Raw genomic sequence first — 15,159 nt, forward strand, 5'->3', positions numbered from 1 at the left:
AATGACAGTGACCTCTCGAACCACGCCCCGGCGCCACTGGCGCGGTGCCCTCGTGGCCCTCGTCGCAGCGGTGGCGGCCTCCTCCACCCTGGCCGGCCCGTTGCCCGCCCGGGCCGGAGAGCCCGTCGACACGGACACCGGACTCATCGGGCGCTGGAAGCTGGACGAGACCAGCGGCACCGTCGCTGCCGACTCCTCGGGCAATGGACGGAACGGCACCGTCACCGGGACGGCGAGCTGGAACTCCGGTGACGGATTCACCTTCACCGGCGGCTCGAACAGCTCGGGCAACGCGATCAAGCTGCCCGACAACCTGCTGGCCGGCGCCGACGACCTCACCGTCGACTTCGACGTCTGGGTCGACCCGACCCTGTCCGGCAACTGGTTCATGTACAACCTCGGGAACAGCGCGACCTACCCGAACGGCACCGGTTACCTGTTCACCACGAACGACTCGAGCGGCCGCTACCGCTCCACCATCGCCGAGGCCGGCTTCGCGTCGGAACAGAGCACGTCGAGGTCCACGAAGCTGCAGGCAGGCGCGTGGAAGCACGTCACGTACACGATCGACGGCGGCGCCGTCGGCGCGCCCGGGACTGCCCGTCTCTACGAGGACGGCGTCCTGGTGGCCACCAACGCCAACGTCACGACCAGCCCCGGCCTGCTCGGTACCCCGGACGGGACGACGACGCTGAACCAGCTCGGACGGTCGGCGTACTCCGGCGACCTGTCCTTCAAGGGGAAGCTGCGCGACTTCCGCCTCTACTCAAGGGTCCTGACGGCGGACGAGTCGGCCGAGCTGGCCGCCGACGCCGTGGCCCCCGCCCTCGACGCCGACGCCGCTGCGCTCACGCTCGGTGACACGAGTGCCGTCGTCACCAACCTGGCGCTGCCGGCGACCGGTGCCTCGAGCACCACGTCGATCGCCTGGAGCAGCAGCGACCCGGCGACGGTGGGCAACACCGGAGTGGTGGTGCGACCGGCGCACGGATCCGCCCCGGCGACGGCGACGCTGACCGCCACCCTCACCCGTGGGACCGGGACCCGGGTCCGGACCTTCGACGTGACCGTGTCGCCGGAGGAGCTCGACGACGAGGGCAAGGCCCAGGCGGCCGTTGCTGCCGTGCAGCTCGTGCACCCCGACGACGTGCGCGGCAATCTCGCCCTGCCGTCGTCCGGCCCGGACGACACCGCCCTCACCTGGTCGTCGAGCACGCCTGAGGTCGTCTCCGCGACGGGTGAGGTCACCCGGCCGGCCCACGGCGCTGCCGCCGTCGACGTCACCCTGACCGTCACCGGCACCAAGGGGACGGCGACGGCGTCCCGCGACATCGTCGTGCGCGTGCAACCCGCGCCCGCGGCGCCGGACTACGAGGGCTACGCGTTCGCCTACTTCGCCGGCGAGAGCACCGATGACGGCGAGAAGATCCACCTCGGCGCCAGCCAGGGCAACGACCCGCTGGCCTACGACGCACTCAACGACGGTGCCCCCGTCCTGTCGTCGGCGTTCGGCGAGCAGGGCCTGCGCGACCCGTTCATCATCCGCAGCCACGAGGGCGACCGGTTCTTCCTGCTCGCCACCGACCTCAAGGCCTATCCGGCCGTCGACTTCGGCCAGGCGCAGGAGAGCGGCAGCAAGTACATCGAGGTCTGGGAGTCCACCGACCTCGTGCACTGGTCCGACCAGCGGCACATCAAGGTGTCCTCCGACTTCGCCGGCAACACCTGGGCGCCGGAGTCGTTCTACGACGAGGAGGCGGGGGAGTACGTCGTCTACTGGGCGTCCGCGCTCTACCCCACCACCGACGTGGCCGGCCGCGACATCAACACCCAGTACCAGCAGATGTTGTACGCCACCACGCGCGACTTCGTCACCTTCTCCGACCCGCAGCCGTGGATCGACGTCAAGCGCGGCACCGGCCGCGGCATGATCGACGCGACCGTGGTCAAGGACGGCGACACGTTCTACCGCGTGGTGAAGGACGAGGCGTCGATGACGCCGCGCCAGGAGCGGTCGACCGATCTGCGGGCCACGGTCAGCGGATCCCTCCCGACCACGACCTCCGCCCCCGGCTGGCAGCTGGTGAAGGAACGCGTCGGCGTCGGACAGCCGAACCCGTGGGGAGGCACGTTCACCAACGGCGAGGGCCCGACGGTCTTCCGCGACAACGAGGACCCCGACCGGTGGTACCTCTTCATCGACCAGCCGAGCTACCACGGCGGCCAGGGCTACCTCGCCTTCACCACCGAGGACATCGCCTCGGGCAGCTGGACGTCGGTGCCGACGGCCGACCTGCCGAGCAGCCCGCGCCACGGCACGGTGATCCCGGTGACCCAGGCCGAGCTCGACGCCCTCCGCGGCGGCTTCCAGCCCGAGCTCCTGATCGAGGACGTCTCCGACGTCGCAGTGACCACCCGCGCCGGAACGGCGCCGAACCTGCCGGGCACGGTCGCCGCGAGCCTCGGTGACGGGTCGAGCGGGCAGGTCGCCGTCACCTGGGACGACATCGACCCGACGTCGTACGACGGGGCAGGGACGTTCACCGTCACGGGCACGGTCAGCCGCGGCTCGTCCGACCGGCCGGTGGCCACCGTCACGGTGACCGACGCCGAGGATCCCGTCGTCACCATCGCCTCCGCTGCCGACGGCGCGCAGGACTGGTGGGTGACGTCACCGGCGAGCGCCACGGTCTCGGCCACCGACGACACCGGGGTGGAACGGGTCGAGACGTCCGTCGACGGCGGCGCCTGGGTGCCGGCCGCCGGCGACACCGCCACGCTCGTCGTCGAGGGTGAAGGCGCGCACGAGGTGCGGGCCCGGGCCCACGACGTCACCGGGAACGTGTCGACGGTGGTGACCGGGCGGGTGCGGATCGACACCGAGGCCCCGGTCAGCCGGGCCACGGTGGGCGCGGACCGCACGGTGGGCGTCAGGGCGGCCGACGCCGGCTCCGGTGTGGAGCGGGTGGAGTACCGCCTGGACGGCGCCGACTGGACGTCGTACGACGGACCGGTGGGGGTGGGCGACGCCGCAGTCGACGTGGAGTACCGCGCGGTCGACCGGGCCGGCACGGTCGAGGACACGAACACCCTCGTCGTGCCTGCGGTGGGCGATGCCCTGGTCCCGACGGCGGTCACCGCCGTTGCGGGTGACACGACGGTCCGACGCGGGACCCATGTCCCGATCTCGGTCCGGGTCACCGCACCGGACGGCGTGCCGACGGGATCGGTCCGTGCCATCGCCGGCGGCAAGGTGCTGGCATCGGCCAACCTGGCCAACGGCCGGGCGCGGATCGTCATCGACACCGAACGGATCGCGGGGGTCGGGCTGAAGGACGTCGTCATCCGGTACGACGGCGACGCGACCCATCGTGCTGCCGAGGACGTCGTGACGCTCCGGTTGTCAGCAGCCCGGTCGGCCACGTCCCTGCGGGTGATCGCACCTGATCGCGCCGGTCGACACGCCGTGGCCCGGGTTCGGGTCGTCACCGACCCGGCCGGAGTCGACGTCCCGGGGATCCGGTTGGTGCTGCGCCGCGACGGCAGGGTCGTCCGGCGGGTCACGCTGGCCCTGGACAGCTCGGGGCGTGGCGCCTGGCGGTTGCCGCGACTGCGCCCGGGGCGCTGGACGGTGCAGGCGACCGTGGTCGGCACCGCCCTGCTCGGCGGATCGACGGCCGTGCAGGGGCTGCGCGTGCGTTGATCGCGGAGCGCGCGGATTGTGAGCGCTCGCCAACATGCCCTGCGGCGGCCGCCGATTGTTCTAGGGTGGCCGCCATGGTGGCGGAGAGCAGTCAACGCGAGGCCGGTCGCCGGCGCTCGCCGAGCATGGCGGACGTGGCCGCGCTCGCCGGTGTCTCGCACCAGACCGTGTCGAGGGTCCTCAACGACTCGCCGCTGGTCCGCGAGGACACCCGCGAGCGCGTGCATGCCGCGATCGTGGAGCTGGGGTACCGCCGCAACGCGGCCGCCCGTCTCCTTGCGACCAACCAGTCCGGCCGGATCGGGATGGTGTCGGCGCACCTGGCGCTCTACGGCCCCAGCATGATCGCCGCGGCGGTGCAGGAAGCCGGACGCGAAGCGGGCTACGACGTGGCGGTGGTCGGTGTCCTCGAGCTGTCCGAGGACGCGCTGCGCGACGCCGTCGACCGACTCCTGGACCAGGCCGTCGAGGCGATCGTCGTCGCCGTCGCCCATCGCGACGCCCTGAACCTGGTGCGGAGCCTGTCGCTGCCGATCCCGATCGTCCTGGTGCAGGGCGTCTGCCGCGGCGACGTCATGGCTGCCGGCATCGACCAGGTCGCCGGCGCCCGGCTCGCCACCGAGCACCTGCTGGACCTCGGCCACCGCAGCGTGGCCCACGTGAGCGGGCCGACGGACTGGACCGAGGCGGCCCAGCGACGGGAGGGCTGGCGGCAGGCCCACGAGGCCCGGGGCCTCCTGCCCGGGCCCGAGCTCGCGGGCGACTGGACCGCAGGAAGCGGGTACGACGCCGGGCTGCGGATCGCGCGGAGCCCCGACGTCTCGGCGATCTTCGTGGGGAACGACGCCATGGCGCTCGGCGTGCTCAAGGCGCTGCACGAGGCAGGCAGGTCCGTGCCCGACGACGTGAGCGTGGTCGGCTTCGACGACGTCCCTGAATCGGCCTTCTACTGGCCCGCGCTCACGACCGTGGTGCAGGCCTTTCCCGAGCTGGGTCGCCGGGCGGTCGAGCTGACCGTGCGGGCGCTCGGCGGCGAGGACCGCCCGATGGTCGATCTCGCGGCACCGGAGCTCGTCGTCCGCGCCTCGTCGGGACCTGCCCGGGCCCGTTGACGATGCGGCGGATGTTAGCGTTCACATCGTGACCGCCGTGCCCCGTCCCCCCGTCGTCATCGGCCGCGCACCCGGCCCCGAGCTCCATCTCCTGGATGTCGGCGCCACGGTCCAGCGGCTCGTCGTGACCGGTGGCGACGGTGTGCGCCGCGACGTCGCGCTCGGCCTCGCCGACGGCGCCGCCGTCCGTTCCTCACCGGACTACGTCGGCAGCATCGTGGGGCGCTACGCCAACCGGATCGCCGGCGGCCGCTGGATCCTCGACGGGACCGGCTTCAGCGTCCCGACCAACGACCGCGGCCACCACTTGCACGGCGGGCCCGACGGGTTCCACACGCGCACCTGGCGCGTGGTCGAGCAGTCGGAGGACGCCGTCGTGCTCGAGCTGGTCAGCCCGGACGGCGACGCGGGCTACCCCGGCGAGCTCACGGCCAGGGCGCGCTACTCGGTGTCCGGTGACGCCGTCGAGCTCGAGCTCACGGCAACGACGACCGCGAGCACCATCGTCAACCTGACCAGCCACGCCTACCTCAACCTGCACGGCGCCGGCACCATCGACGAGCACCGACTCACGGTCCCCGCTCGCGCGTACACGCCGGTCGACGACACCTCGATCCCCATCGGTGCGCACGAGCCGGTGGACGGCACGCCGTTCGACCTGCGCCGTCCCACGGCGCTCGGCGCCGTCGTACGGTCCGACCACCCGCAGGTGCGCTCGGCGCGCGGGATCGACCACAACTTCGTGGTCGACGGAGGGGGCTGGCGTCCGGTGGCGGTGCTCGAAGGACCGGCGACCCGGACCCGGATGGAGCTGTGGTCCGACCAGCCCGGGCTGCAGGTCTACACCGGCAACTTCCTCGACGGTTCGGCGCTGGACCGGGAGGGCCGGATGCTTCGTCAGGGCGACGGGATCGCGCTCGAGCCGCAACGGCATCCGGACAGCCCGAACCGACAGGCAGGCCCGGACTGGCCATCAGCCGTCCTGCGGCCCGGTGAGACCTATCGGTCCCGGATGGCGTGGGTCTTCTCCGCCTGCTGACGCGACTGTTCGCGGGGTCAGCGGGTGACGGCGAGCGCCCCGGCCGGCAGGCCGAAGGCGTGCTCGAGGCGGGCGAGCAGCCGGGCGCTGGGTGAGGTGCGGCCGGTCTCCCACGTGCGCACCGCTGCCGAGCTGCAGCCGCAGCGTGCGGCGAGCTGGCCCTGGGTGAGGCCCGTCCACTGCCGCAGGGTGCGCAGGATGGCCGGCAGGTCCCCCGGCTGCCACTGGCGCCGGTCGAGCAGGTGGGGCGGCTGCACGCCGGCTGCCCGGGCGACGGTGTCCACCGGGACGCCGTACACGCGACCGAGGAGGCGCAGCGCTGCCAGTGGTGGCGTGCTCTCGCCGCGTTCCCAGGCGCCCAGTGCATGCCGGTCGATTCCCGCTGCTGCGGCGGTGCGGGACTGGCTGAGGCGACAACGGTGACGCAGGCGGCGCAGCGGACTCACGGGGGCGCCGAGCGTGGGCACGGGTCTCGCGGGCGCCGCCAGGCGAGCAGCCAGGCCGGTGGGGGTGAGGTCGAGCGCGGCAGCGAGCGGGGGGAGGTGGCGCTCCGGGATCCGGACCCGTCCGGCCTCCCAGTTGTAGACCGTCGACGCGGGGATGCCGACGGCACCGGCGATGGTGGTGACGGACACGCCCGCCCGCAGGCGCAGGGCGCGCAGCCCGGCGCCACGGTGGGAGGGCGGGACGTGCGCAGCTGGCTCGGCCGCCCGGTGGTCGTCGAAGAAGCCGGCGATCCGGGCCGGTTCGATCTCGAGGACCCGTGCCAGCGCATGGATGTGCACCGGCCCGGGAAGGCGTTCCCGCCGCTCCCAACGCAGGATCGACATCGGATGGACCCCGATCTCGCGGGCCAGGTCGGCGGCCCGCAGGCCTCGGCGATCGCGCTCGGTGCGCAGCAGCGTGGTCACGGCTGGTGCCTTTCGTGCCGGGCCCACCGCTGGCGGCGGCCGGGTTTTCGGCGGCCGCAGGGTGAGCGTTCACATTTCTTGGGATTGGTGGTCCCGAACCCCTTGACGAAGCAGAATGTTAGCGCTCACACTCAATGCCAGTGACACCGGTCACAGGGCGATACGGCCCCGGGATGTTGGAGGAAACCAGTGCTGAAGAAGACCGTGACCGCCGCGAGCGCGGTCCTCATTTGTGCCACCGCGTTGTCCGCCTGTGGCAGCGACTCCGGCTCGGGCAGCGACAGCGACGACACGATCGTCATGGGCTTCGCCCAGGTCGGTGCCGAGAGCGGCTGGCGTTCGGCGAACACCGACTCGATCAAGGCATCGGCCAAGGCCGCCGGCATCGAGCTCAAGTTCTCCGACGCCCAGCAGAAGCAGGAGAACCAGATCAAGGCGATCCGGTCCTACATCCAGCAGAAGGTCGACGTGATCGCCTTCAGCCCCGTGGTGGAGACCGGCTGGGACACCGTCCTGCAGGAGGCCAAGCGGGCCAACATCCCCGTCATCCTCACCGACCGGGCGGTCGACACCGAGGACACCTCGCTCTACAAGACCTTCCTCGGCTCCGACTTCGTGCTCGAGGGCGAGAAGGCCGGCGAGTGGCTGGTCGAGAACGCCGCGGACGCCGATGTCGACGGTGACGGCGACATCAACGTCGTCCAGCTCGAGGGAACGACCGGCGCCGCGCCGGCGATCGACCGCGCGGAGGGCTTCGCCACGGCCATCAAGACCGACTCGAAGATCGAGGTGACCAAGTCGCAGACCGGCGACTTCACCCGCGACGGCGGCAAGCAGGTCATGGAGTCCTTCCTCAACTCCGAGAAGGGCATCGACGTCGTCTTCGCCCACAACGACGACATGGGCCTCGGCGCGATCGAGGCGATCGAGGCAGCCGGCCTGATCCCGGGCAAGGACATCAAGATCATCACGGTCGACGCCGTCAAGGACGGGATGACCGCCCTGTCCGAGGGCAAGATCAACTTCATCGTGGAGTGCAACCCGCTCCTCGGTGACCAGCTCATGGATCTCGCCGAGAAGGTTCTCGCCGGCGAGGAGGTGCCCGAGCGCGTCGTGACGGAGGAAGGCACCTTCACCCAGGAGCAGGCCACCGCAGTACTCGCGGACCGTAAGTACTGAGGTAGCCCATCTGCCCGGCGGGTCGCGCCAATCCCCCCAGTGGCGCGACCCGCCGGTCCCAACTCGGAGAGCAACGATGAAGACGATGTACGAGGAGCCCCCGGTGAGCACGACGCCTCCCGCAGCGGGTGAGCCGGGCGCCGCGCCGGTGATCGAGATGCGCGACATCTCGATCACGTTCGGCAACGTGTGTGCCCTCGACGACGTCTCGCTACGGCTCCTGCCCGGCGAGATCCACGCCCTCATGGGCGAGAACGGCGCCGGCAAGTCCACCCTCATCAAGGCATTGACCGGTGTCTACTCGATCGACTCCGGCACGATCCTGGTCGGCGGCGAGGAGCACTCCTTCGCCACGCCCGCCGCTGCGCAGGCCGCCGGCATCAGCACCGTCTACCAGGAAGTGAACCTGGTCCCGAACCTCACGGTCGCGGAGAACATGCTGCTGGGACGCGAGCCGCGGCGCCTCGGTGGCATCAACGTCCGGGCGATGAACCGTCGCGCCGAGGAGACCCTGCAGCGCCTGGGCCTCGACATCGACCCGCGCTCGACGCTCGGCGATCATCCGATTGCGGTCCAGCAGCTGGTCGCCATCGCGCGAGCCGTGGACGTCGACGCGCGGGTGGTCATCCTGGACGAGCCGACCTCGAGCCTCGACACCGACGAGGTGGCGAAGCTGTTCGAGGTGATGCGGCGCCTGCGCGACAACGGCGTGGCCGTCGTGTTCGTCTCGCACTTCCTCGACCAGATCTACGAGATCAGCGACCGGATGACGATCCTGCGCAACGGTCGCCTCGTCGAGGAGCGGATGGTCGCCGACACCACCCAGCTCGAGCTGGTGAAGCTGATGATCGGCCGCGACCTCGAGGTGCTGGACCGGCTCGACAGCGCACGCACCCGCACCCACGCCGATGCGACCCCGGTCCTGCAGGCGATCGGCCTCAGCCGCAAGGGTTCCCTCGAGGCCACCGACCTGAGCCTGTACGACGGCGAGGTGGTCGGCGTCGCCGGCCTGCTCGGGTCCGGACGGACCGAGCTCGCCCGGCTGCTGTTCGGTGCCGACACCGCCGACCACGGCTCGCTGGAGATCCGGTCGAACCGGCGCCGCCTGCGCAGCCCGCGCCACGCCATCGACCGCAAGATCGCCTTCTCCAGCGAGGACCGGAAGGCCGAAGGCGTCATCGGCGACCTGAGCGTCGCCGACAACATGCTGCTCGCGCTCCAGGCCTCGCGCGGCTGGCTGCGCCCCATCCCCCAGGCCACCCGCACCCGCCTCGTGGACGAGTACATCGAGGCCCTGGACATCCGACCCGCCGATCCGCAGGCCCTGATGCGCAACCTGTCCGGCGGCAACCAGCAGAAGGTGCTGCTTGCCCGCTGGCTGATCACCGAGCCGGACGTCCTGATCCTCGACGAGCCGACGCGCGGCATCGACATCGGCGCGAAGGCGCAGATCCAGGCGAAGGTCGCCGAGCTCGCCGAGCGGGGCATGTCCGTCGTGTTCATCTCCGCCGAGCTGGAAGAGGTGCTCCGGCTCAGTGACCGCGTCGTGGTGATGCGCGACCGCCGCAAGATCGCCGAGCGCCGCAACGACGACGTCAGCATCAGTGACGTCCTCGAGATCATCGCCGGCGGGCACCGTGCCGAGGAGGGCTCCGATGACTGACACGCTGACTCCGCCGGAGGCGGGCCGACCGGCCGCCGTACCGTCGTCGCGACCGGGGCTCGTTGCCCGCGCGCTCGCGAACCCGTTGCTCTGGCCGGTCCTGGCGCTCGTCGCGCTTCTCGTCGTGAACGTCGCCGCGACGCCGTCGTTCCTCGACGTGCGGATCCAGGACGGCCACCTCTACGGCAACGTCATCGACATCGCCCGCAACAGCGCGCCGGTCCTCCTGGTCGCGCTGGGCATGACGCTGGTCATCGCCACCCGCGGCATCGACCTCTCCGTCGGTGCCATCGCCGCCATCGCCGGTGCCGTCGCGTGCACCCGGATCGTCGGAGCAGGTGACGAGGGTGCCGCCACCACGGCGATCATGGCGTGCACGATCGCCCTCGCGATGTGCGTCCTGCTCGGCCTCTGGAACGGCTTCCTGGTCTCGGTCATCGGCATCCAGCCGATCATCGCGACGCTCGTGCTGATGGTGGCCGGCCGCGGCCTCGCGATGCTGGTGACCGACGGCCAGATCACCACCGTCCACAACGAGACCTTCAGCGACCTGGCCTCCGGCTACGTCCTCGGGCTCCCGGTGGCGTTCCTCATCGCGCTGGCCATGGTCGGACTGACGGCCGTGCTCACGCGGCGCACCGCGCTGGGCATGCTGATCGAAGCGGTCGGGATCAACCCGGAGGCGAGCCGCCTCGCCGGGGTCCGGTCCCGCACGATCATCTGGACGGTCTACGTCTTCGGTGCCGTGTGCGCTGGTCTCGCGGGACTGATCATCGCCGCGAACACCAACTCGGTGAACGCCAACAGCCTGGGCCTGTGGATCGAGCTCGACGCGATCCTCGCGGTCGTGATCGGCGGCACCGCACTCACCGGCGGACGCTTCTCGCTCCTGGGCACCGTGGTCGGCGCGCTGTTCATCACCACCCTGGCCCGCACCATCCCCAACATCGGGATCCCGTCCGAGGCCAACTACCTGTTCAAGGCGGTCGTGGTCGTGGCGGTGTGCCTGATCCAGTCGCCGCGGGCCCGTTCCGCCTTCCGGGTACGACGCCCGGCGCGTGCCGTCTCGAAGGGAGCGCATTCATGAGCGCCGTCACCGTCCCCGCCCAGGCCTCGCTCTGGGACCGGGTGCGCGGCTACTCGCCGCCCTCCCGCTTCCTCCCGGTGATCGTCACCTTCGCCCTGTTCGTCGGGATGTTCGGCGCCGGAGGCATCCGCTACGACGGGTTCGCCGACCCGCAGGTGTTCCTGAGCCTGCTGCTCGACAACTCGTTCCTCATCGTGCTCGCGGTCGGGATGACGTTCGTGATCCTGGCCGGCGGAATCGACCTGTCCGTCGGCTCGGTCGTCGCGCTCTCCACGATGATCGCGGCCAAGACCCTCCAGATGGGCTGGTCGCCGTACCTCTCGATCTTCGCGGTGCTGGCGGTCGCGACGTTGCTCGGAACCCTGATGGGGTTGCTGATCCACTACTTCGAGATCCAGCCGTTCATCGCGACGCTCGCGGGGCTGTTCCTGGCGCGCGGGCTGACGTACCTGATCAGCGTCGAGTCGATCCCGATCACCGACCCGACGTTCAGCGACCTGGCGTTCAAGACGATCGAGCTGCCGGGCGGCTACTACACGACCTGGGCGGTCGTGATCGCTCTCGCGGTCGTCGTGGTGGCGGCGTACGTCCTGGCCCGCACCCGCTTCGGTCGCACCGTCTACGCGGTGGGCGGCAACGAGGCCTCGGCGCTCCTGATGGGACTCCGCGTTGCCGGCGTCAAGGTCGGGGTCTACGCCATCAGCGGCTTCTGCGCCGGCCTCGGCGGACTGCTCTTCGCGCTCTACACGCTGTCGGGCTACAGCCTCCACGCGGTCGGCATGGAGCTCGACGCGATCGCGGCCGTCGTCATCGGCGGCACCCTGCTCACCGGTGGGCGTGGCTACGTGGTCGGTTCCTTGATCGGGGTCCTCGTGCTCGGCACGATCCAGACCTTCATCTCCTTCGACGGAACCCTCAGCTCCTGGTGGACCCGGATCGCGATCGGCGTGCTGCTCCTGGTGTTCGTCGTCGTCCAGCGCCTCATGACGCGGCGTCAGAAATGAGCGAGGTCCGTCGTACACCGGTGATGGCGGACGTCGCGCGTCTCGCCGGCGTCTCCCACCAGACCGTGTCCCGTGTGGTGAACGGGCAGACCAACCTCCGCCCGGAGACGCGCGACCGGGTGCAGCGCGCCATCGAACAGCTCGGGTACCGGCCGAACACGGCCGCGCGGAGCCTGGTCACCCGTCGTTCCGGGACCATCGGCGTGATCGGTTCCCGCAGCGGGTTCTGGGGACCGAGCACCGTGCACCGAGCCATCCAGGCCGCCGGCCGCGAGGCGGGCTACTTCGTCAGCTCGGTCAACGTTCAGGTGCTGAGCCGCGAGGAGTTCACCGACGCGATGGACCACCTGCGCGACCAGGACGTCGAGGGCATCGTGCTGATCGCCGCCAACGACGACGCGATCGACGCGGTGCGTGCCCACGCGGGCCGGGGCGTGCCGGTCGTCGTGGTCGAGGGCGACGAGTCCAAGGCGCACCTGACGGTCGGAGTCGACCAGGTCGCCGGAGCGGTGCTCGGCACCCGGCACCTCATCGACCTCGGTCACGAGAAGATCCTTCACCTGGCCGGGCCGTCCTCCTGGACCGAGGCCCGCGGCCGCCTCGCGGGCTACCGCACGGCGATGTACGACGCCGGGTTGCCGCCGCAGCTGCAGGTGGAGGGCGACTGGTCGGCCCGCAGTGGTTACGAAGCGGGCCAGCGGATCGCGGCGCGCGACGACGTGACGGCGGTCTTCTGCGCCAACGACCAGATGGCGCTCGGCCTGCTCCGGTCGCTGTCCGAGGCGGGACGTTCGGTGCCGGGCGACATCAGTGTCGTCGGCTTCGACGACATCCCGGAGGCCGCCTACCTGATCCCGCCGCTGACGACCGTGCGCCAGGACTTCGACGAGGTCGGGCGCCGGGCGATCCGGATCCTGCGATCGGCCATCGGGGACGAACCGGTGCCGGAGCGGCTGATCGGCCCCGAGCTCGTGGTCCGGGCCAGCACCGCTGCTCCCCGCACGAAACGAACATCAGCACCACGAGAAGGGATGGCACTCTCATGAGGCCGGGCCAGCTGGACGAGCAGTACGCCATCGGCGTGGACTACGGGACCCTCTCGGGTCGTGCGGTCGTCGTACGGGTGTCGGACGGGACGGAGGTGGGCTCCGCCGTCCACGCCTACCCGCACGCCGTCGTCGAGCGACGCCTGCCGGGATCGGAGCTGGAGCTGCCGCCGGAGTGGGCGCTGCAGGTGCCCGAGGACTATCGCGAGGTGCTGCGAACGGCCGTCCCCGCAGCGATCTCGGCTGCGGGCATCGACCCCGCCGCCGTGATCGGGATCGCCACCGACTTCACCGCCTGCACCATGGTCCCGACCCTGGCCGACGGCACGCCGCTGTCCGAGCTCGACGACCTGCGCGATCGTCCGCACGCCTACGTGAAGCTGTGGAAGCACCACGCCGCGCAGCCGCAGGCCGACCGGATCAACCAGCTCGCTGCCGACCGCGGCGAGGCCTGGTTGCCACGCTACGGCGGCCTGATCTCCTCCGAGTGGGAGTTCGCCAAGGGCCTCCAGCTGTTCGAGGAGGACCGCGAGGTCTACGACCGGATGGAGCGCTGGGTCGAGGCCGCCGACTGGATCGTCTGGCAGCTGTGCGGCACCTACGTCCGCAACGCCTGCTCGGCGGGCTACAAGGGGATCCTCCAGGACGGCGCCTACCCGGGCACCGACTTCCTGGAGGCCCTTTCGCCCGGATTCGGCGGCTTCGTCGACGACAAGCTGGCCCACCCGATCGGCGAGCTGGGCTCGGCTGCGGGCCGGCTCACGGCCGAGGCAGCTGCCTGGACCGGGCTTCCCGAAGGCATCGCGGTCGCCGTCGGCAACGTCGACGCCCACGTCACCGCGCCCGCCGCGCAGGCGGTCGATCCCGGCCAGATGGTCGCCATCATGGGCACCTCCACCTGTCACGTGATGAGTGCCGACGTGCTCCGCGAGGTGCCGGGCATGTGCGGTGTGGTCGAGGGCGGGATCGTCGCCGGGCGCTGGGGATACGAAGCCGGCCAGAGCGGGGTCGGTGACATCTTCGGCTGGTTCGTCGACAACGCCGTCCCGGCGTCGTACGCACAGGCGGCGCAGGCCGCGGGGGAGTCGGTCCACGAGCACCTCACCCGCCTCGCTGCCGCCCAGGAGATCGGCGAACACGGCCTGGTCGCCCTGGACTGGCACAGCGGCAACCGCTCGGTGCTGGTCGACCACGAGCTGTCCGGCCTGGTCGTCGGGCTCACGCTCGCGACCCGGCCCGAGGACGTCTACCGCGCGCTGCTCGAGGCCACCGCCTTCGGCACGCGCGTGATCGTCGAGACCTTCCGTGACAGCGGCGTTCCCGTCGAGGAGTTCGTCGTCGCGGGTGGCCTGCAGAAGAACGCCCTGCTCATGCAGATCTACTCAGACGTGACCCGGCTGCCGCTGTCGATCATCGACTCGGAGCAGGGCCCGGCGCTCGGCTCGGCGATCCATGCCGCCGTCGCGGCAGGGGCGTACGCCGACGTGCCGACCGCTGCGAAGGCGATGGGCCGGGTCCGCAAGGCGGTCTTCGTCCCCGACGAGTCGCGGGCCCAGGCGTACGACCGGCTGTTCGCGGAGTACCGCGAGCTGCACGACCACTTCGGCCGGGGTGTCGCTGCCATGCGGCGGCTCAAGGCCATCCGTCGCGAGGCCGTTGCCGGTCGTCGTACTCACCAGGAGGTGGGCCGATGAGCGTCGTCACCGATGTCGCCCAGTCGATCGTCGCCCTGCGCCGCGAGGTCGCGACGTTGCACGCCGAGCTCCCGCGCTACGGACTCGTGGTGTGGACGGCGGGCAACGTCTCGGCCCGCGTGCCCGGCCACGACCTGATGGTGATCAAGCCGAGCGGGGTGTCCTACGACGACCTCACGCCCGAGAACATGGTCGTCTGTGACCTGCACGGGCGGGTCGTCGAGGGTGAGCACGCGCCGTCATCCGACACCGAGGCGCAGGCCTACGTGTACCGACACCTGCCCGACGTGGGCGGGGTCGTGCACACCCATTCGCCGTACGCCGTCGCCTGGGCCGCGCGCGGCGAGGCCATCCCCTGCGTCACCACGATGTGTGCCGACGAGTTCGGAGGAGAGATCCCGGTCGGTCCGTTCGCGATCATCGGCGACGACTCCATCGGCCGCGGGATCGTCGAGACCTTGCAGGAGAGCCGTTCCCCTGCCGTCCTGATGCAGAACCACGGCGTCTTCACGGTCGGCCCCAACGCGAGGTCCGCGGTGAAGGCCGCCGTGATGTGCGAGGACGTCGCCCGTTCCGTCCATCTCTCCCGGCAGCTCGGCCAGCCGATCCCGATCGAGCAGCCCAGCGTCGACGCCCTCTACCACCGCTACCAGAACGTCTACGGCCAGCGCTGACGCGCGGCCACCGCCACCACCACGACGCCCTCGGGGCGCCTGAACTG

General features: G+C 71.1%; 11 protein-coding genes. 10 read left to right on the forward strand and 1 reads right to left on the reverse strand.

From position 1 onward, the window contains the following. Nucleotides 1-7: 7 nt before the first annotated feature. The 3 genes from ACOACQ_RS13455 to ACOACQ_RS13465 all read left to right on the forward strand — a co-directional run bounded on the left by ACOACQ_RS13455 (nt 8) and on the right by ACOACQ_RS13465 (nt 5,854). Nucleotides 8-3,703 carry an immunoglobulin-like domain-containing protein gene (locus ACOACQ_RS13455; protein ID WP_420288487.1) on the forward strand — a complete coding sequence of 1,232 codons (3,696 nt, stop codon included), beginning with the start codon at nt 8-10 and terminating at the stop codon, nt 3,701-3,703. A 74-nt stretch (nt 3,704-3,777) separates the two neighbouring features. Next, complete coding sequence (locus tag ACOACQ_RS13460) at nt 3,778-4,815, forward strand: LacI family DNA-binding transcriptional regulator (RefSeq protein WP_420288488.1); 1,038 nt, start codon at nt 3,778-3,780, stop codon at nt 4,813-4,815. Nucleotides 4,816-4,843: 28 nt separating this feature from the next. After that, complete coding sequence (locus tag ACOACQ_RS13465) at nt 4,844-5,854, forward strand: aldose epimerase family protein (RefSeq protein WP_420288489.1); 1,011 nt, start codon at nt 4,844-4,846, stop codon at nt 5,852-5,854. Between the two features lie 17 nt (nt 5,855-5,871). Here ACOACQ_RS13465 and ACOACQ_RS13470 read toward each other — a convergent pair whose 3' ends face one another. After that, a complete protein-coding gene (locus ACOACQ_RS13470; protein WP_420288490.1) occupies nt 5,872-6,765 on the reverse strand; it encodes a helix-turn-helix domain-containing protein in 894 nt (297 codons plus the stop codon). Between the two features lie 189 nt (nt 6,766-6,954). Between ACOACQ_RS13470 and ACOACQ_RS13475 the strand changes: the two genes are divergently transcribed. From ACOACQ_RS13475 to ACOACQ_RS13505, 7 genes are all read left to right on the forward strand, one after another. Further along, the gene (locus tag ACOACQ_RS13475) at nt 6,955-7,944 is read left to right on the forward strand and encodes an ABC transporter substrate-binding protein (protein WP_378605956.1); all 990 of its coding nucleotides are present in this window, start codon (nt 6,955-6,957) and stop codon (nt 7,942-7,944) included. Between the two features lie 103 nt (nt 7,945-8,047). Next, complete coding sequence (locus ACOACQ_RS13480) at nt 8,048-9,607, forward strand: sugar ABC transporter ATP-binding protein (protein ID WP_420288491.1); 1,560 nt, start codon at nt 8,048-8,050, stop codon at nt 9,605-9,607. Further along, entirely contained in the window at nt 9,600-10,694 is a 1,095-nt protein-coding gene (locus ACOACQ_RS13485; RefSeq protein ID WP_378605950.1) for an ABC transporter permease, read from the forward strand. Before ACOACQ_RS13480 ends, ACOACQ_RS13485 begins: the two co-directional genes overlap by 8 nt. Then, the gene (gene yjfF / locus ACOACQ_RS13490; RefSeq protein WP_420288492.1) at nt 10,691-11,698 is read left to right on the forward strand and encodes a galactofuranose ABC transporter, permease protein YjfF; all 1,008 of its coding nucleotides are present in this window, start codon (nt 10,691-10,693) and stop codon (nt 11,696-11,698) included. Before ACOACQ_RS13485 ends, yjfF begins: the two co-directional genes overlap by 4 nt. Beyond that, the gene (locus ACOACQ_RS13495) at nt 11,695-12,744 is read left to right on the forward strand and encodes a LacI family DNA-binding transcriptional regulator (RefSeq protein ID WP_378605944.1); all 1,050 of its coding nucleotides are present in this window, start codon (nt 11,695-11,697) and stop codon (nt 12,742-12,744) included. The genes yjfF and ACOACQ_RS13495 overlap by 4 nt, the downstream gene beginning before the upstream one ends. 11 nt (nt 12,745-12,755) lie before the next feature. Continuing rightward, entirely contained in the window at nt 12,756-14,438 is a 1,683-nt protein-coding gene (gene araB, locus ACOACQ_RS13500) for a ribulokinase (RefSeq protein WP_378606020.1), read from the forward strand. Beyond that, on the forward strand, nt 14,435-15,112 hold the full coding sequence (locus ACOACQ_RS13505) for an L-ribulose-5-phosphate 4-epimerase (protein WP_378605941.1): 678 nt from the start codon (nt 14,435-14,437) through the stop codon (nt 15,110-15,112). The genes araB and ACOACQ_RS13505 overlap by 4 nt, the downstream gene beginning before the upstream one ends. Nucleotides 15,113-15,159 lie beyond the last annotated feature (47 nt).

The sequence above is a fragment of the Nocardioides sp. CPCC 206347 genome (genome assembly GCF_048654605.1).
Classification (GTDB): Bacteria; Actinomycetota; Actinomycetes; order Propionibacteriales; family Nocardioidaceae; genus Nocardioides.